We start from the raw sequence: 19,512 nt of genomic DNA on the forward strand, positions 1-19,512 counted from the left end.
TATAAATAATAATAGAAGTACAGCCCTACTGATTATAAAAATAAAGATAGGAGGGATATAATAATGAATTATGAAGTATTAAGAGATACTGTAGCAGAAATAAATCTTGATAGTATTGCACATAATGTAAGAATAATAAAGGAAATGATCGGAAATGATGTATCCATGATGACTGTTATTAAAGGCGATGGCTACGGTCATGGCGCGTCTACGATAGCACCAATCATGATAGAAAATGGTGCAGACTATCTTGCAGTAGCTACATTGACGGAAGCATTGGAATTAAGGAAACTTTATAAAGATTATAAATTATTTATCTTAGGATATACTCCCAATGAGGTTTTGCATTATGTTGTAGATAATGATATTGTACAAACAATATATTCAATAGAACAAGCCCAAATATTGGATGAACTTGGTAAATACAGCAGCAAAAAGCCGATTGTTCATATAAAATATGATACGGGACTTCATAGATTAGGATATGAACATAAAAGAGAAAGCATTGAAGAAATCAGGAAGATATTGGAATTAAAGAATATATGTGTTGAAGGAATATTTTCTCATTTGGCTCAGGCAAGTACAGAAGACGATAAAGAACAATATGAAAAGTTTATCCAAGCAATTTCAGAAATAGAATCAAAAGGCTATGAGTTTAAATATAAACACTTATGTGAAAGTATAGCAACTATAGCATATCCTGAGTACCGGTTTAATATGGTAAGGCCAGGTACTGTCATTTACGGGATAAAACCATACAACAAAGAAAACGTTTTTCTAAAACAGGCATTGATATTAAAAACAAGAATATGCAGTATCAGAAATGTAAGAAAAGGCGAAGGAGTTGGATATAGGTATGCATGGAAAGCGGATAAGGATATTGTGATTGGAACATTACCTTTTGGATTTGCAGATGGTTACTCCAGAAAATTTAGCGGAGGATTAGGATATATGATCGTAAACGGCAAAAAGGCAAAGGTAGTAGGAAGGGTTTGTATGGATCAATGTATGATAGATCTGACTGATATTCCAAATGCAAAAATAGGTGATGAAGTTATTATTTTTGGAGATGGAAAGAATGGTTCTATTACTATTGAACAGGCATCGCAGCTATTGGATGTGACCAGAGGGGAAATACTAAGCCGGATATCACGAAGGACACCCAGAGTATATACAAAAAACGGAAATATATGTAAGATTGTAGATCATTTAATAGATTAATAAGAAAGTGTTCTCTAATCCGCAATATGCATAGGTTAAATTCTTAATATAGTTGATGTTAAAAATATAAACAAACAATTATGTATAACATTTAAACATACTATATATTAAAATACTCTGTTATGAAATAGTGTTGAAATATTAACGTTTAATTTATAATCTTTAAACAGTAGGGAATTTGGCATATATCTTGCATAATACATAGTAAATTATAATAATAAAGGAGAAATACAAAATGTCTGTACAGTTTTTAATTATTCTTATTTATTTTGCACTTACTATAGGAATTGGAATACATTCTCTTAAACATTCTAAAAGTTCCGACTCATTTCATGGAGCAGGGCTAGGTATATTAATGTGTGTAGCTGCAGGCACAGGAGAATGGCTAGGAGGAACATCTACAACAGGTGTCGCAGAATACGGATTTACATATGGAATTTCCGGTTCATGGTATACAATAGCAAATGGAGTTGGTGTAATGGTGTTAGCGATTTTTTTTGCTAAATTATATAGAAGTTTGGATACTGTTACGGTTCCAGGAATTGTAGAAAAGTTTCTTGGCACCAATGCACGAACTGTAGCAAGTGTAATGCTGATATTTGTTATGGTAATGGTTGGCACATCGCAGATAATTGCCGCAGGTACACTTGGAGTTACAGTACTTGGATTGGACTATAATATTTCAGTAATTATATTGGGAATAGGATTTATTTTTTATACTTTGGCAGGTGGTATGAATGCGGTAGCCTCTACAAATGTAATGCACTTAGCAGCTATGTACGGTGGTACATTGTTAGCTTTGATGCTTGTAGGAGGTAATACCGGAGGTTTAGCAGGATTACAAAGAGCGTTACCGGCAAATCCATTCTTTTCAATGTTTGGAATAGGTGTACCAAAAGTTTCATCATGGATTATTGCTTCAATATTGGGAGCTTGTACGGCTCAAGCAGGAATTCAGCCTATACTTGCAGCAAAAGATATTAATGTTGCAAAAAAAGCTGCAGTTATAACTGCTTTTGCAGTAGCTCCATTTGGTATTTTAACGGCACTTCTTGGCATGGCTGCTAGGGTACAATATCCGGAGTTAGGCAATGCTAAACTTGCACTTCCAACACTTATGATGGACCTTCATCCGGTTGCCGGCGGTATTGTACTGGCTTCCATAATGGCAGCAATATTGTCAACGGTTTCACCTATAATATTAGCATCCGGAACAATGTTTACAAAAGACTTATATGAAGGAAAAATTAATAAAAGTGCTGATGACAAAAAAATACTGCGAGTATCCAGGATATCCACCGGAATTGCCGGCTTAGTCTGTATATTTCTTGCAATACTTATGTATGGAAGTACAATGATACTGGATATGGTATATTTTGCATATACTATTAGAGGATCAATTTTCGTTATATTGTTATTGGCCATTTACGGAAAGAAGACATCGGAAAAAGGAGCGGTTTATGCTATGATAACAACTGGTGTAGTAGGTGTATTCTGGGTAGCGTATAAATCAATTACAGGTTCATTCCCCATTCATGAGGCATTAACTGAAACTTACGCATCTGTAATTGTTGCTTTTGTTTCAGCATTAGTTTTTAATTCTATGTTTAAAGATAAGATAGAATTTAAGGCAAATTAAATGAAATTATCATTGCACTTACAGTATAAGCGACCGACACCAAATCGGAAGATTTGGGTCGTCTGCTTAAAGTATAAAAAAATATTATGGTTAATATTATTCCTTATTATATTAATTCTTCCCTCTTGTAGTGTTAATAACTTAGATAAAGTTAAAAATAACAACGAATTTGCAAATGAGTATAATAATGTAATAAAAGATTACAACAGATTAGCTGCAAAATTTACAGAAATAGCACGTTTTATTGATAATAACATCAAAAGCAATCCATATGAGTTCAGTACAAAGGTTTGGCAGGATTACGATAAGAAAAAAAAGGATGTTGTTTCTAACATTGACAAGTTAAATAATTTTGAATTTAAATATCAGGAAAATATGCTATGTATGGAAGAAATAAATCCATTAATAGAGAGTATTGAAGAATACTTAAATGAAATTGATAAATTTAGAAGCAATAGCTCTAATTTTAGCGACAAAGAATTTAATGAGAAATTGGAGAAGTTATATAATAATATACTCAGACAAAGCAACATTGTTTCTGACACATTTAATGATATTTATAATCAATATATTATTTAGTAAATTAATGGGTAACCATGGTTGGCTTTGGTTATCTGTTTTTTATATGAATTAGTTTTGTTTTATAGCATGATCTTTTAAAATGTGGAAACTCAAATAAAAATATTGCTTTACCCGTTTGTAATAAATTGTTATAATTAAAAGAATAAAAACTTTAATATCGATACAAGGAGATACCATGAATAATAAAATTATGATATTGGACGGCAATAGCTTATTGTTTAGAGCTTTTTATGCTATGCCTCCTTTGAAAACCAAAAAAGGACAATATACAAATGCAGTTTATGGATTTTTAAGCATGTTGTATAAACTTTTAGATACATATTCTCCTGAGTATATATGTGTTGCCTTTGATCCTAAGAAACCTTCATTCAGACATGAGCAGTACAAGGATTACAAAGCAACAAGAGCAAAAGCACCAAATGAATTGGTGGAACAGTTTCAGCTTATAAGAGATGTCTTGGATATACATAATATAAAATGTGTAGAAATAGATGGATTTGAAGCCGATGACGTTGCAGGCACATTTGCAAATGCAGCTAAAGAATTGGTGGATGATGTTTATTTAGTTACAAGCGACAAGGATTATTTACAGCTTATAGACAAAAACACTAAAGTTATTTTAACTAAAAAAGGTGTTACAAATACTGAGGAAATGAGTATTGAAGAAATGAATATCCAGTATGGAATAACACCGTTACAATTTATAGATTTGAAAGCACTGATGGGAGATCAGTCAGATAACATTCCGGGAGTATCCGGCGTAGGTGAAAAAACTGCACTTAAGCTCATCCAGGAGTATAACAATTTGGATAATCTGTATGAAAATATTGATAATATAAAGGGAAAACTGAAAGAAAAGCTTGAAAACGACAAAATGCAGGCATATATGAGCCAAACACTTGCAACTATTATAACTGATATTCCCATTGAGTTTAACTTGGATGAATACAAGGTTTTGGAGCCTGATTATAAAAAGCTGTCTGACTTATATGATGAGCTTGAATTCAGAACATTCAAGAAAAGAATAGGTGAAGAAAAAATTCAAAGCAAGATAGAAACTCAGATGTCCTTATTTGATAATGAGGATGATAAGAGCGATGTAATTGTTAATAAAAATTCTGTAAGAATTAATTATTTAGAAGTCGAAGACGATATAAAAAATATAATAGGTAATATAAAAAAAAGTAAAAAAGCAGCAATAAAGTTCCTTTTAGATAATGACAGAGCTTTGTACAGTGAGGCAATAGCCCTTGGAATTTATGACGGAATTGATATTTATTATATAGACTTAGAAAAATTAAGTGAAGAAAAAGTATTGAGCAGTTTGAAAAATATTTTTGAAAGTAACGAAATATCTATTATAGGTCACAGCATCAAAAATGAAGTTATTTATTTAATGAAACATAAAATTGATTTAAATAATATTACATTTGACTCTGAAATAGGAAAATATCTGTTAAATCCTTCCGAAAGCTCATATTCAATCGATAAAATTGCATACGAATATTTAAAAGAAGAATTATTATCTGAAAATGACATATTGGGAACCGGCAGGTCAAAAATTTCATTTAAAGAGTTAAGCTTAGATAAAAAGAAAGAGTATATATATAATTATTTAAGCACCGTTATTAGGTGTGAAAGCTTAATGAAGACAGAAATTGAAGAGCTTCAAATGACTGAGCTTTATGAAAAAATTGAGCTTCCTTTAATTGAAGTTTTAGCATATATGGAATATGTGGGCTTCAAGGTTGATTTAAATGTCTTGGATGGCTTAGGAAATCATTTCCAGAGAAAAATACAGTATTTAGAAAAAGAAATATACGAAATGGCAGGAGAGAAATTCAATATTAATTCTCCTAAGCAGCTTTCGGTTATATTGTTTGAAAAATTAGGTCTCCCGATCATAAAGAAAACAAAGACAGGTATATCGACAGATGCAGAGGTTCTTGACAGACTTAAATCTGAACACGAAATGGTTGGTTCAATAGTTGAATACAGGCAAATGGTTAAGCTAAACTCTACCTACGTTGAAGGATTGAAAAATGTAGTAGATACAAAGACGGGAAGAGTTCATTCAGTATTCAATCAAACAATTGCTGCAACAGGCAGAATTTCAAGTACCGAGCCAAATCTTCAAAATATCCCCACCAGGACGGAAGAAGGAAGAGAGCTAAGAAAAGCCTTTGTTGCAGAGGATGGTTATGTGCTTTGCGATGCCGACTATTCCCAGATTGAATTGAGAGTTTTAGCTCACCTTGCAAATGAACAAAATCTTATAGATGCATTCTTGCATAATGTAGACATACACACAAAGACTGCTTCACAGGTTTTCCATGTGGATATTGGGGAAGTTACTCCGATAATGCGAAGCAGAGCAAAGGCAGTTAACTTCGGTATAGTATACGGAATCAGTGACTTTGGATTGAGCAGGGATTTGAATATACCGAGAAAAGAAGCTAAGCAATATATAGATAATTATCTTTCATTTTATTCAAATATTGATAAGTATATGAAGGATATAGTTGAATTTGGGAAAAAGGACGGTTACGTTACAACATATTTTGGCAGAAGGAGATATATTCCGGAATTATCGTCAAGAAACTTTAACATTCGCTCATTTGGTGAAAGAATAGCCCTCAATACTCCTGTCCAAGGTACTGCTGCCGATATTATAAAGGCAGCAATGGTCGGAGTTTATAAAAAATTAAAAGATAACAACATGAAATCAAGGTTAATATTGCAGGTTCACGATGAGCTTATAGTGGAAGCTGTTGAGGAAGAATTGAATGAAGTTAAAAAAATTATAAAAGAAGAAATGGAAAATGTAGTTGATAATTTCAAGGTTCGTCTCGAATCAGATATTAATGTGGGCGGAAGCTGGTATGAAGCAAAATAAAAGGGTTATCGTAATTACGGGAAGTATAGGTACAGGCAAGACAACTGCAGTTAACATAATAAAAAGCTTTGGATTTAAAGTGATTGATTCTGATAAAATAGTCCACGAAGGATATACAGTTGACAGCCTTCTCTACAATCATGTAACGGAGGCTTTCGGCAAGCAGATATTAAATGAAGACGGTACAATAAACAGACATAAGCTTGGGAAAATTGTTTTTAACGATAATGAAAAGCTGTATATTTTAAATGAAATAGTCCATAGCTATGTGCTTATGGAGCTTAACAAGGAAATAAATGAAAATGAGGACGAAGTAATATTTTTAGATATTCCCTTAATATTAGAAAATATAAAACAAAATAAATATTATGAATTAAAATTTGATGAAATATGGTTAATATATGTAAGTCCCGATGTTCAAATTGAAAGATTGAGAAAAAGAGCCATACAAGAAAATAAAAATCCGGATGATGTATTAAATATTATAAAAAAGCAAATACCTATTGATGAAAAGGTATCAATGGTCAATGAAGTGATTGATAATGAAGGTACAATTGAGGAACTCAGAATTAGAATTAATGAGCTTCTTAAAATAAAAGGTATAGGTTGGTGAGCTATGGCAAGACGGCGAAATATGTATTCAAAAAGGAAAAGAATTAATTACGGACGTATTTTATTATTGCTTTTAATACTTGTTGTTTTAATTGTCTTAGTGTTTAAATTTTTCAAGAAAAATGATTATATAGGAGTTGTTGAAGAAGCGTTAAATTCAAAAATAACCCAAATATCAGGTTCGGTTAACAGCGTGTCAGATGTTGATTATAGCGTTTATTCAAACGATGGTATAAGATATTCCAATCAACATGAAAATATTATACAGCTTAATATAATTGACGGGACTAAGACAGAGGATAAAGAAAAATCTAATGATGTCAAGCGTTTATTCGATAATCTCATTAAATCCAATGCAAAATCTAAAGTTAAGGATTTGCCTTTAAAGGAAAACGGATATTATTGGATTGATGCAAATTTCACCGTTGAAGACCGTAAATTATTTATTAAGGACGAAAATGAATATAATTTTGACTTGTATTATGATATTGAAGAAAAAACAGTATATGTCAAGGAAAAGTATTTTAATGAATTCAGCAAGAAGAACAATAAGACAGAGCTACAGGGATATGAAGCGACTGATGAGTTTGTAAGAATAATAGAAGGGTTAACCAAATAATGAAAAAACAAGAGCTTATCTCTTGTTTTTTCATTTTATTTCACTTATTTTATTATTTCGTATGTACCTCTTACCATGAAAACAGCGTATGAGTCGGTATAAACACCTCTGCCGTCATCTCGCGGAACTATCATCAGATTATTCGGAACGGCTTCCATGCCTGAAACAAAATCCTTACCGACAGTAATATTAGCAAGACCGCCTAATTCGCTTCCGATAATAGTTGCCTTTCCGCCTCTTAATATAAGCTCTGTTCCGGCGCCTCCTATTAATCTTTCACCATCTTTAATTTCAACAACCTCTAAGCTTGCAGCTGTGCCTGAACCTGTTGAAGAACCGCCTGTACTTAGTTTATTCACTTGTTCTTTAATTGTCTGAATGTCTCCTAAGCTATAATCCTTTATCAAACTATTAATACGATCGTTTAAATAGCTTAACACCACTATCGGGTCGTTTGAATCGCCGGCTGCAGCAAAAATCGCCGGTGTTAAAATCAGTAACAGTACAACTGTAAAAATCAGTATTTTTTTCAAATTACCACTCCCTTAATTATATGATGAAGACAGGTTAAAAATATTTTATATCAAAATAATAAATTATTCAACATAAATCGACTTAAAAACAGTAGCACAATTTGCCAATAAGAAGAAACAAATCATTGAATTTAGCTGATTGTAATGTTATAATTCATAAGGAATAAAAAAATGATGAAGAAGGTTAAAATATGCAGAAATTATGTATGACAGTAAATAAGTTTTTCAAACTGCCTGTACACCCTTTTAATTTAAACAATGAAGGGAAAAAATCTTATGCAGAGTGGCAATATGAAAAGGGAATCGATACAATTAAATTTTATTTAAAGCATACTGATGTTGATGAAATGTTTAAGGACAAAGTTGTTTTGGATATTGGCTGCGGGGCTGCAGGCAAAACAATTTTTTATGCTTCCAAGGGAGTTGAAAAAATCGTAGGTGTTGAAATATTAGGTAAGTACAAACAGGAAGCTGAGGAATTGGCAGGAAAGTATGGTATGGAGGATAAATTTGAATTTGTCAGAGCAGATGCTTCAAATACTCCTTTTGAAGACGAATATTTCGATACTGTCATAATGAATGATGCCATGGAGCATGTGGATGAACCGGAAAAAGTACTTAAGGAATGCTACAGAATTCTTAAAAAGAACGGGAAGCTGTATTTGAATTTCCCGCCATATAATCACCCTTACGGTGCTCATTTAAGTGATGCCATAGGAATGCCCTGGGTTCATGTGTTCTTCAGCGAAAAAACATTGATAAATACATATAAAGAATTAGTCAAGGACTTGCCTGACGGCAATGATCGAATTGAGTTCAGAATCGGCAAGAGAGCTGACGGGACCGAATATTTTTCGTATATTAATAAAATGACAATAAAAAGGGCAAAACAAATAATAGAAAACAGCGATTTTAAAGTGGAATATTATTCTGAGGAGCCCTTGAGGAATATATTTAAGTATCCTGCTAAATTGCCGGGGATAAAGGAATTTCTTGTTAAAATGGTAGTATGTGTTTTAAAAAAATAAATCGAGTGGGGAGTTAAAATGAAATTAAAAATAGATAAAATTGTATTAGTACTAATATCCTTGTCCCTTTTAATCGGGATTTATACAATTTACCAAAGAACAGAAATAGAAAAGCAATATAAAACAGCGGAAATTATATTAGATTACAGCGAAATGAAAAAATTTGCCGACAGCTCTGAAGAAGATTTAGGCTGGTGGCTGAGAGAATTTAAAAAGTATGGAGCCGAGTCGGTTGCAGTACCGGAAGAAACGGTTAAGCTTTTAATTGAATCAGGAAAGCCCCTAAGAGCTGAAATGGTATCGGAGATGATAAAGAATTACAACTGGCAGAATGATTACAACGAACAGATTTCAGCAATGGTTGATGAAGGTAGTATAAAAAACAACGACGTGATTATAACAACACAGGATGAATCATTGTTTGATTATTTAAACAGCGGGTTAACGGAAAGGTATGATAGGTCATTTTTTGATACATATCATATGAACGATGATTATTATATAGTATTAAAGGGTACAAGTGATGATATATATTACTCTGACATTCAGAAAATCTGGGATCTGGAGGGAAAAGGAGTTTATGAATCAAAGATTGTGGTCGATTCAAGATTGCTGAACATAGGTATAGGCTATGATGAGGAAAAAATAAATTTGATAAAGGATTCCGGCTTGGATGTCATATTGAGACCTATTAACTTCCCTACATATAATGAAAAGTTAGCTGATGTATACAAATCAACAAACGAGAAATATGATCTGGAGCCCAGGATATACCTGCTTGGCAGCAAGGAAATCTTGGGATATCCCGAAAATGAGCAAAGCATCTTAGATTATGTTAAGGAAAACAACATTGCGATAGCTCTGATAGAGAACTCTACTCAAAGAGAGCATTTAGACGGAAAAGGATTAAATAAGTTAGTTGAAAATTCCGGCTACAGCGCTATGAGAGTCTTCACCATGTGGGATTACATAAGAGAAAGAAATAAATACTATAATTATGAAGGTGCAGAAGAAATTGAAAACACAATGTTCAGGGCAATAACTGAACGTAACATAAGAGCAATTTATTTTAAGCCGTTCTTTGAAGAACAGAAAAGCAATAAGTATTTAACTGACGCCGAAGAATATGAAAGAACCTTCAGCAGTTTGAAAAACAGATTAAGCGAGCACAATATCAAGCTTGGCAAAGCTGAGCCGATGAAAGAATTTCATGTGGGCTCAAAGAGACTATCTGTTTTAGCCTTTGGTATAACTTTAGCGGCAGTGCTGTTGTTTATAAAAATGTTTAATATAAAAGACTCAAGGGCAAACTATTTATATTTGTTTGCAGTCCCGGCAGCATTTATACCCCTTGTTGCAAGAGGTATTGCCGAAAAAGGATTTGCATTTGCGGCAGCAGTTATTTTTTCAGGTTTGGGAATCTACTTTTATATGGCTCAGATTAAAAAAATATATGGTGAAACAAAAAAATATTCATTCATAAACATTATTTCGTATTCAACACTGATATTAACGGGAGCGGTAATTATTTCCCTTGTAGGTGCGATCTTTCTTGATGCAATGCTTGCAGATGTGAAATATTTCCTTGAGATGGATATTTTCAGAGGAGTTAAGTTTGCACAAATACTTCCTTTCGGTATCTTTATAGTTATGTTCATAATTTACTTTATGAATAAAGAGGAAGATGAATCAGTTAAAAGTGTTGTTAAAACTACCGCAAGATTTTTGAATAAAGAGGTAAAAATCTATTACGGAATTATAGTTGGAATTATCGGTGCTGCAGCTTATATTTATATTTCAAGAACGGGGCACGAAACAAACATACAGCCGTCAAGCATTGAAATGATTTCAAGAAACTTTATGGAATATGTATTATTGGCAAGACCAAGAACCAAGGAATTCCTGATTGCGTTTCCCGCGATTTTTGCGGCAGTTTACGCAGCCAGCAAAAAATCCGAGTTTTTTACGGGAGTTTTCATGTTAGCAGCTGCTATGGGAACTTCTTCAATAATTAATACATTTTCACATTTAAGAACCCCAATATATTTATCACTGGCAAGAACAGTAATCGCATTAGGATTCGGAATAGCTATCGGTATAATTGCAGTGATAATAATAGACATATTTAACAAAATATACTTAAGATTACAGGAGAGGTTTAAGTGAAAAAAATATTGTTGGCAGGATATTACGGGTTTGGAAATTTAGGTGATGAGGCAATATTAGAAATGACACTTAAACAAATACTGGAGATAACCGACAGAAAAAATATTGTTGTTTTATCAGGAAATAAAGAAATAACAAGTAAAAAATACAACATAGATACTATAGACCGCTATAATGTGCTTTCGATTATCCATAAGCTAAGAAATGCAGATGCTCTTGTTTTTGGCGGCGGAAGCTTGCTGCAGGACATAACAAGCAAAAGAAGCATTTATTATTATTTGTTTTTAATCAGGTTAGCCAAACTGATGAGCAATAAAATAATTATGCTCAGTCAGGGCATTGGACCGTTGATTAATAAAAACAGCAAAAATGCGGTTAAAAATACACTAAAATTAGTTGATTATATAACTGTAAGAGATAAGCATTCGATGGAATTGTTAGAAGAAATGGGACTGGATAGAAATAAAGTGTTTTTATCCATAGACCCTGTTATAAATTTAAGAGCAGGCGAAAATTTCGTCAATAAAACAGGTGGCAGAAAAAAAGTTTGTTTTTCTCTGAGAAATTGGAAGAATACTGATGTAAGTAATAAAATAAGCAAAATAGCAAAAAAATTGATTGAAAATAATATAGATTGCTACTTTATTCCTTTTTACTACAATGAGGACTTAGAACTGATTGATCAGGTGGAAAATCATCTTGGTGAAAAGGCTGTTTATTATAAGGAACGTCTTACTACAAACGAGGCATTTGATATTATCAAAAGTATGGATGTATTGGTAGGAGTAAGATTGCACTCGTTGATATTTGCAGCATCTGCAAATGTACCTTTCGTAGCAGTTTCATACGACCATAAGGTTGACCATTTTGTAAACAGCGTCAATATGAAGGTTTCATCAAGTATTGACAATATAGATGAGAATTTGCTTTATGACGAAATAATAGAAAAAATAAAAAATGAGGATATAGAGAAAAAAAATCTATATGATAATGTGTCAAAGCTGAGAGAGCTAATTAAGGTTAATTACCAAATACTAAAGGAAATATAGTTATGGATAAATTAAGTATAATGGGTGTTCGAATTGACAATAAGTCAATGAATGAAACCATGGAAATAATTAAAAATAAAATAAAAAATAAAGAGCAATACATAATTTATACGCCCAATACCGAATTTGTAATGATGTGCTATAAAGATGAAGAATTTATGGATTTAATAAATAAGTCTCATATAAATGTACCAGATGGTATCGGTTTAATATATGCATCAAAAATTAAAAAGCATCCTTTAAAGGAAAAAGTAGCCGGTTATGACTTATCAGTGAACATGTTAAAGTTGGCAAATGACAATAATTTAAAGCTGTTCGTAGTTGGAGGAAAACCGGGGGTTGCTGAAGAAGCAATGGAAAATGTCCATAAAAAATATCCGAACATCAATGTTGCAGGAAGTCAGCATGGATATTTCAAAGGCACACATTTAGGTAAGAATGGTGATGACGAAGAGTTAATTGTATTAGATAAAATAAATAAAGCAGAGCCGGATATTTTATTTGTCGGTTTCGGTGCTAAGAAACAAGAGCAGTGGATAGAGTATAACAGGGATAAAATTAATGCAAAGATAATCATTGGAAACGGAGGCACGTTAGACGGTCTTGCAGGAAAGGTTAAAAGAGCTCCTGATATATTCATAAAATTAGGTCTTGAGTGGTTATATAGATTAATTAAAGAACCTAAAAGGATTAAGAGACAAATATTGCTTCCGATGTTCATAGTTAAGGTTATCCTTGGCGGTAAGGATATTATAAAGGAAATAAAGGAGGGTTAAATGAAGTTATTTATCGATACGGCTAATGTTGATGAAATAAGAATAGCAAACGACATGGGTATTATTTGCGGAGTAACCACAAATCCATCTTTAATTGTAAAAGAAGGCAGGGTATTTGAAGAAGTTGTTCGTGAAATCACAAATATAGTTGACGGTCCTATAAGTGCAGAAGTTATAAGCTTAAACTCTGAAGGCATGATAAGAGAAGCGGTTGAACTTTCTAAAATACATAAAAACATTGTCATTAAAATTCCTATGACTGACGAAGGGCTTAAAGCTGTGAAGGTTTTAAATAAGGAAGGAATTAAGACAAATGTTACTTTGGTTTTCTCGGCGGGTCAGGCTCTTTTGGCCGCAAAGGCAGGAGCTTCATACGTGAGCCCCTTTGTAGGAAGATTAGATGATATTAATAGTGACGGAATTAAGTTGATAGAAGAAATAACAAATATATTTATGAATTATGATATTGATACAGAAGTAATAGCAGCAAGCATAAGACATCCTATGCATGTAACTGAAGCTGCAAAATACGGCTGCCATATTGCTACGGTTCCATTTAAGGTATTGATGCAGTTAACGAAGCATCCATTGACAGACAAAGGAATAGAACAATTTTTAAAAGATTGGGAAAATAGAAAACAATAGGAGGATTAAATGAACTACGATGAATTAAGTGTCATAGCAAAAAATATGCGCAGAAATATTTTGACTATGGTTCATGCAGCAAATTCGGGGCATCCGGGAGGATCGCTTTCTTCAGTTGAAATTTTAACTTATTTATATTTTAAGGAAATGAATATTAAGGACGTTGATGATGATGACAGAGACCGTTTTATATTATCAAAGGGTCACGGTGCTCCTGTATTATACGCTGCATTAATGGAAAAGGGTTTTGTAAGCAAGGATTTAATGAAGACATTGAGACAAGTTAATTCAAAGCTTCAAGGACATCCCGATATGAAAAAATTAAAGGGTGTTGAAGCTTCAACCGGCTCCTTAGGTCAAGGATTATCTATTGCTAATGGTATGGCTCTTGCTTTCAAGCTTGATAACAGGAAAAACAGAGTGTTTGTACTGTTAGGAGACGGTGAAATACAAGAAGGAATGATTTGGGAAGCAGCAATGCTTGCTAATCATTACAAATTAGATAATTTAACGGCTATAATGGATCATAACGGGCTTCAGATAGATGGTAGAAACGAAGATGTTATGAGCGTGGAACCGATAGATAAAAAATTTGAGGGCTTTGGCTGGCATGTTATTCATGTGGACGGTCATGATTTTTCTTCGCTTGAGAAGGCATTTGAGGAAAGAAAAACTATAAAGGAAAAACCTGTATTGATTATTGCGAAAACAATAAAGGGTAAGGGCTGTTCATTTATGGAGGATAAGGCGGGATGGCACGGCAAAGCTCCGAACAATGATGAGTATTGTATAGCAATGGAAGAATTAGGGGGTGAGTATAATGGCTAAAGCAACAAGAGAAGCATATGGAGAGGCGTTGAAAAAATTAGCTGCAGGCAATCCTGACATAGTGGTTTTAGATGCGGATTTATCCGGATCAACTAAGACGTCAGAGTTTAAAAAGGTCAGCCCTGAAAGGTTCTATAATGTGGGTATAGCAGAACAGAATCTTATAGGAACAGCAGCAGGCATGTCCTTGGCAGGGAAAATTCCGTTTGCAAGTACATTTGCTATGTTTGCTGCGGGAAGAGCCTTCGAAATTATAAGAAATACAGTAGCATACCCTAAATTAAACGTAAAGATTGCTGCTACTCATGCTGGCCTTACTGTAGGAGAAGACGGCGGCTCACATCAGGCAATAGAAGATATAAGCTTAATGAGAAGTATACCTAATATGACGGTTATCAGTCCTGCTGATGCAGCTGAAGCGGAACAAGCAGTGTTAAGCGCAGCTGAATATGTCGGACCTGTTTACATCAGGCTGGGAAGAATGGCAGTTGAAGATGTTTATGACGATTCATACAAATTTGAATTAGGAAAAGGTGTTGAGCTTAAAAAAGGTAATGATGTTACAATAATCGCTACCGGCTTAATGGTTCAGGAAGCTTTGAAGGCAGCAAATAAGCTGTCTGAAGAAGGCGTAGATGCAAGAGTAATTAATATTCATACTATTAAACCAATAGACACTGAGATTATTATAAAAGCTGCTATGGAAACGAAAAAAATAGTAACGGCAGAAGAGCACAGCATCATAGGCGGACTTGGCAGTGCTGTCTTAGAGGTTCTATCCGATACCTATCCTGTTAAAGTTAAAAGAATAGGTGTAATGGATAAATTCGGCGAATCAGGGAAACCGAAGGATTTACTTGAAAAATACCAACTGACAGATACTAATATAGTGGAAGCATGCAAGAGCATGCTATAGACGAACTTTTTCAACAGCCTATTATATTATGACTTGTAATTAAAATCGTGTTTTTCTTTTGGCAAAAATATTAAAAATAAGATGAAATTGTAAAAAAAAGAGCAAAAAAAATTAAAATTTTATATTGACATAATGTAGACAACAGGGTATAATATTCGATTTGACATATCTTTGCAAATGGTGTATACTATAATTTAGGAGGTATTTGTATGTTTAAATTAGGCGACAAAGTAGTATACCCAATGCATGGAGCCGGCGTTATTGAAACGATGGAGTCAAAAGAAATATTAGGTGTAATCAAAAGTTACTATGTACTTAAGATGCCTATCGGTGAAATGAAATTAATGATACCGGTAGACAACGTTAATAATATAGGACTTAGGAATATTATTGAAAAAGACAAAGTTGAAAAAGTATATGATATTTTAAGGCAAGCTGCTGTATTGAATGATTCAAACTGGAATAAAAGATATCGTGATAATTTAGTAAAAATGAAGACGGGAGATATATTTGCGGTAGCCCAGGTAGTAAGAGATTTAACGTACAGAGACAGAGAAAAAGGATTGTCAACCGGTGAGAAAAAAATGCTGGTAAGTGCTAAACAGATGTTGATTAGCGAAATAGCTCTTTCAACTGATAAGGACGGCAAGGGTATTTCTGATTATTTGGACAATATTATAAATGAAGATGCACTAACACAGGAAGACAATGTGCTTTAGTGCATATTTCTTTTTGTTGCAAAATTAAGGTAAAATTAATAAATATTATGTATAATTTCATAAAACGCTATAGCCAAACAATAAAAAATATGTTACATTTAATATTATAACAAATAATGGGTATACTTAAAAGGAGGTGAGGATATGATTGATAAAATAGTTAAAGCAGTAATCACTGTTGTGGGGGCATCATTTGGTGCATTTATAGGATTATTGCTGAATCAGAACGGACTTCTCAATTTTACAAGTTTGCAAAATGTATTAATAATTTTAGGTATTAGTTTAGCTTTTGGAATCATATTTTTTCTTTTTTCTTCTAAAATCAAAAAGATCGGACTTAGTATAGTAGGAGCTTTTGAAAGGGAATTACTGAAATTCTCTATAATGGATATTATATGGGGGGCAATTGGGTTAATTGTTGGATTTATAATTGCTGCTCTAATCAGTCAACCGTTTTCGGATATTAAATATGTGGGCACGATTGTTTCAATTTTGTCATATTTAATGTTCGGATACTTAGGAATTAAAATATCCACCGGAAAGAAAGATGATATGCTGTGGCCGCAGATTAATTTAAAGAAAGCAGCTGCAACAGTTAAAAAACAGGAAAAAGGTTCTAAAAAAGAAATTATATCGCCTAAAATTCTTGATACAAGTGTAATTATTGACGGAAGAATTTCAGATATATGCAAGACAGGTTTTGTGGAAGGAACGTTGATTATTCCGGAGTTTGTTCTAAAGGAATTAAGACATATAGCTGACTCGTCAGACAGCTTAAAAAGAAACAGAGGCAGAAGAGGTTTAGATATTTTGAACATTCTTCAAAAGGATGATGATGTACATGTTGTTATTGAATCCAAGGATTACGGTGATAACATTGAAGTTGATGTTAAACTTCTGAAGCTTGCGAAAGAGCTTGGCGGTAAAGTGCTGACAAATGATTTCAACTTAAACAAGGTAGCTGAATTCCAAGGAGTTGAAGTATTAAATATAAACGAATTGGCAAATGCAGTAAAACCGGTTGTATTACCGGGCGAAGAAATGAATGTTATGGTTGTTAAGGATGGCAAGGAATCAGGTCAAGGTCTTGCTTATTTGGATGACGGTACTATGATAGTAGTAGAAGGCGGCAAAAAATGCATAGGTGATTCGGTTGTAGTAACAGTAACAAGTGTGCTTCAGACGGCAGCCGGCAGAATGATTTTTGCAAAGCTAAAAAATGTAATTAATAAAGCGGTATAAAATTCAATAATTTAATAATGATAAGAAGGTACTCGTAAAGGGTACCTTCTTTATCTATGTTTTTAGGTGGTGTTAATTATGATTATAGTTGCCGTAAGAGCACTGATATTATATACATTTTTATTGATATCAATGAGAATAATGGGAAAAGGAGAGCTTGGCGAGCTTCAGCCATTTGATCTGGTTGTATCATTAATGCTTGCGGAACTTGCGGTTATACCTTTAGGCGATTTAGGCGAGCCATTATTTCATGGATTTATTGCAATAGCAACAATTATGTTTTTACAATGCTTAATATCGTACATTACTTTAAAAAACAATAGTGCAAGAAAAATAATATCTGGAATGCCCTCAATTATTTTTGATCATGGCAGATTCAATGTCAAAGAAATGAAAAAGCTGAGAATAAATGTTAATGATGTCTTAGGTCAGATAAGATTAAAAGGATATTGTAATATCAACGATATAGATTATCTGATTGTGGAAACTAACGGAGAAATGAGCATTATTGCAGCGGATGATCCACCTGGAACAAAATGCAAGAGGCTGCCGGTTTCTACAATACTTGATGGTCAGATAATGCATAATAATTTTAAAAAGCACAATATTTCTTATTTGGATTTTGAAAAGGAATTGAAAAAGAAAAAGCTAAAGCCAAAAGATATATTGTACGGTTTTGTGGATGAAGATGATAATTTTGTTTTTTATGTGAGGTAAGCTATGAAAATGCTGATTATTTCTTTAATATTTTTATTATTAATGATTGGAATATGGATATGGTATCACTTTACCTCAATTGAGCCAATGACTGATTTTTATAATGAAAGCATAAATGATTTATTAAAAATTATAGAAAATGAGCAATGGGAGAAAGCAGATAAAGATATACGGCTTTACATAGATAAATGGGGCGAAGTTAAAAATATCTGGACTTATTTCATATCTCAAAAAAATTTAGATAACATTGAATCATCAATGAAAAAAACCGATGTCTACATAAAAAATAAAGATAAAATACAGGCTCAAGCAGAGCTTGAGCATATGATGATTTTATTTAATATTATTAAAGAAAATGAATGTTTGACGATAAGTAATATTTTTTAATTAACCGTATTGGAAAGTTCACCTATATTTTCTATATAACACTTTACAACATCGCTTTGCTTCAGGTAGTTTGGCGGATTAAAACCTGCTCCCACACCTGCCGGGGTTCCTGTTAGTATAATATCTCCGGGATACAGCGTAATACATGATGAAAGGTCACTGATAATTGTCGGTATATCAAATATTAATTGGCTTGTGTTTGAGTTTTGTCTCAGCTCATCATTTACATAGCTTTTGATTTCTAAGCACGGAGGAAATGATATATTCGATTTATGTGCAATATAGGGTCCAAGCGGTGTAAAAGTATCTACTGATTTTCCTTTGTGCCATTGAATATGATCCTGCTGTAAATCTCTTGCAGATATGTCATTGCAAATTGTATATCCGAAAATTACATTTTCTGCGTCATCCTTTGATACATTCTTGCATTTTTTGCCGATAATTACAGCTAATTCTACTTCATAATCCAAATCCTTTACGATATGAGAATGAGAATCTATAAAATCCTCGTGACCTATGGCAGGATACGCGACCTTGCTGAAATAAATCGGTTTTTTAGGTACATCAGCATTAACGTTTTTTAAGCTTTTTACCTCATGAACATGATCAAGATAGTTTTTTCCTAAGCAAAATATATTTCTCCGAGGATAAGGTATAGGAGCAGATATTTTTATCTGATTCAGTGTTATTTCTGCTTCGCATAAACATAATGCTTCTTTAATTTTTTCAGCACCTATATTATCGAAAATATCAATAAGATCCAACATATCTTTTGGTTCATCAATATTTAATGCTGAAAAAACCTTAGAAGCAGGTATTATACCTTTTTTTCCCTCATCCAAAAACCCTATGTACTCTTTATTTTTATAAATATACGTTAATAAATACATTATTACCTCCGTTAAAATTTAATTATATATATAATATAATACAATAA

19 protein-coding genes are annotated in these 19,512 nt (G+C 33.0%); 17 read left to right on the plus strand and 2 right to left on the minus strand.

Features of this window, described 5'->3' with window-relative positions; genetic code table 11:
• Window positions 1-63 precede the first annotated feature (63 nt).
• The 6 genes from alr to RT412_RS12390 all read left to right on the plus strand — a co-directional run bounded on the left by alr (window position 64) and on the right by RT412_RS12390 (window position 7,569).
• Complete coding sequence (alr, locus tag RT412_RS12365; RefSeq protein ID WP_313341307.1) at window positions 64-1,221, plus strand: alanine racemase; 1,158 nt, start codon at window positions 64-66, stop codon at window positions 1,219-1,221.
• A gap of 235 nt (window positions 1,222-1,456) precedes the next feature.
• Entirely contained in the window at window positions 1,457-2,860 is a 1,404-nt protein-coding gene (locus RT412_RS12370) for a sodium:solute symporter family protein (protein WP_313341304.1), read from the plus strand.
• Entirely contained in the window at window positions 2,861-3,439 is a 579-nt protein-coding gene (locus RT412_RS12375; protein ID WP_313341301.1) for a hypothetical protein, read from the plus strand.
• Between the two features lie 178 nt (window positions 3,440-3,617).
• Window positions 3,618-6,338, plus strand: coding sequence for a DNA polymerase I (gene polA / locus RT412_RS12380; protein ID WP_313341298.1), 2,721 nt, complete (start codon window positions 3,618-3,620; stop codon window positions 6,336-6,338).
• Entirely contained in the window at window positions 6,325-6,951 is a 627-nt protein-coding gene (coaE, locus tag RT412_RS12385; RefSeq protein WP_313341295.1) for a dephospho-CoA kinase, read from the plus strand. The genes polA and coaE overlap by 14 nt, the downstream gene beginning before the upstream one ends.
• Window positions 6,952-6,972: 21 nt before the next feature.
• On the plus strand, window positions 6,973-7,569 hold the full coding sequence (locus RT412_RS12390; protein WP_313370851.1) for a hypothetical protein: 597 nt from the start codon (window positions 6,973-6,975) through the stop codon (window positions 7,567-7,569).
• 44 nt (window positions 7,570-7,613) lie between these two features.
• Here RT412_RS12390 and RT412_RS12395 read toward each other — a convergent pair whose 3' ends face one another.
• Window positions 7,614-8,102, minus strand: coding sequence for a hypothetical protein (locus RT412_RS12395; RefSeq protein ID WP_313341289.1), 489 nt, complete (start codon window positions 8,100-8,102; stop codon window positions 7,614-7,616).
• Window positions 8,103-8,293: 191 nt separating this feature from the next.
• Between RT412_RS12395 and RT412_RS12400 the strand changes: the two genes are divergently transcribed.
• From RT412_RS12400 to RT412_RS12450, 11 genes are all read left to right on the plus strand, one after another.
• The gene (locus RT412_RS12400) at window positions 8,294-9,130 is read left to right on the plus strand and encodes a class I SAM-dependent methyltransferase (RefSeq protein ID WP_313341286.1); all 837 of its coding nucleotides are present in this window, start codon (window positions 8,294-8,296) and stop codon (window positions 9,128-9,130) included.
• An 18-nt stretch (window positions 9,131-9,148) separates the two neighbouring features.
• Window positions 9,149-11,296: a DUF5693 family protein gene (locus tag RT412_RS12405; protein WP_313341283.1), complete on the plus strand. Its 2,148-nt coding sequence runs from the start codon at window positions 9,149-9,151 to the stop codon at window positions 11,294-11,296.
• Window positions 11,293-12,345 carry a polysaccharide pyruvyl transferase CsaB gene (gene csaB / locus RT412_RS12410; protein ID WP_313341280.1) on the plus strand — a complete coding sequence of 351 codons (1,053 nt, stop codon included), beginning with the start codon at window positions 11,293-11,295 and terminating at the stop codon, window positions 12,343-12,345. The genes RT412_RS12405 and csaB overlap by 4 nt, the downstream gene beginning before the upstream one ends.
• A gap of 2 nt (window positions 12,346-12,347) precedes the next feature.
• On the plus strand, window positions 12,348-13,121 hold the full coding sequence (locus RT412_RS12415; protein ID WP_313341277.1) for a WecB/TagA/CpsF family glycosyltransferase: 774 nt from the start codon (window positions 12,348-12,350) through the stop codon (window positions 13,119-13,121).
• Window positions 13,122-13,766: a fructose-6-phosphate aldolase gene (gene fsa, locus RT412_RS12420; protein ID WP_313341274.1), complete on the plus strand. Its 645-nt coding sequence runs from the start codon at window positions 13,122-13,124 to the stop codon at window positions 13,764-13,766. It begins immediately after the preceding gene.
• Window positions 13,767-13,775: 9 nt separating this feature from the next.
• Window positions 13,776-14,594: a transketolase gene (locus tag RT412_RS12425; protein WP_313341271.1), complete on the plus strand. Its 819-nt coding sequence runs from the start codon at window positions 13,776-13,778 to the stop codon at window positions 14,592-14,594.
• The gene (locus RT412_RS12430; protein WP_313341268.1) at window positions 14,587-15,510 is read left to right on the plus strand and encodes a transketolase family protein; all 924 of its coding nucleotides are present in this window, start codon (window positions 14,587-14,589) and stop codon (window positions 15,508-15,510) included. Before RT412_RS12425 ends, RT412_RS12430 begins: the two co-directional genes overlap by 8 nt.
• A gap of 209 nt (window positions 15,511-15,719) precedes the next feature.
• Complete coding sequence (locus RT412_RS12435) at window positions 15,720-16,229, plus strand: CarD family transcriptional regulator (RefSeq protein ID WP_313341265.1); 510 nt, start codon at window positions 15,720-15,722, stop codon at window positions 16,227-16,229.
• A 144-nt stretch (window positions 16,230-16,373) separates the two neighbouring features.
• A complete protein-coding gene (locus tag RT412_RS12440; protein ID WP_313341262.1) occupies window positions 16,374-17,471 on the plus strand; it encodes a PIN domain-containing protein in 1,098 nt (365 codons plus the stop codon).
• A 78-nt stretch (window positions 17,472-17,549) separates the two neighbouring features.
• Window positions 17,550-18,188: a DUF421 domain-containing protein gene (locus RT412_RS12445; protein WP_313341259.1), complete on the plus strand. Its 639-nt coding sequence runs from the start codon at window positions 17,550-17,552 to the stop codon at window positions 18,186-18,188.
• A 3-nt stretch (window positions 18,189-18,191) separates the two neighbouring features.
• Window positions 18,192-18,575 carry a DUF4363 family protein gene (locus RT412_RS12450; protein ID WP_313341256.1) on the plus strand — a complete coding sequence of 128 codons (384 nt, stop codon included), beginning with the start codon at window positions 18,192-18,194 and terminating at the stop codon, window positions 18,573-18,575.
• On the opposite strand, the gene RT412_RS12455 is transcribed toward RT412_RS12450, so the two are convergent.
• A complete protein-coding gene (locus RT412_RS12455; RefSeq protein ID WP_313341253.1) occupies window positions 18,572-19,465 on the minus strand; it encodes a fumarylacetoacetate hydrolase family protein in 894 nt (297 codons plus the stop codon). The two genes, RT412_RS12450 and RT412_RS12455, sit on opposite strands and share 4 nt — an antisense overlap.
• Window positions 19,466-19,512: the final 47 nt, after the last annotated feature.

Origin of the sequence: Sedimentibacter sp. (genome assembly GCF_032080165.1) — a bacterium.
Lineage (GTDB): Bacteria > Bacillota > Clostridia > Tissierellales > Sedimentibacteraceae > Sedimentibacter.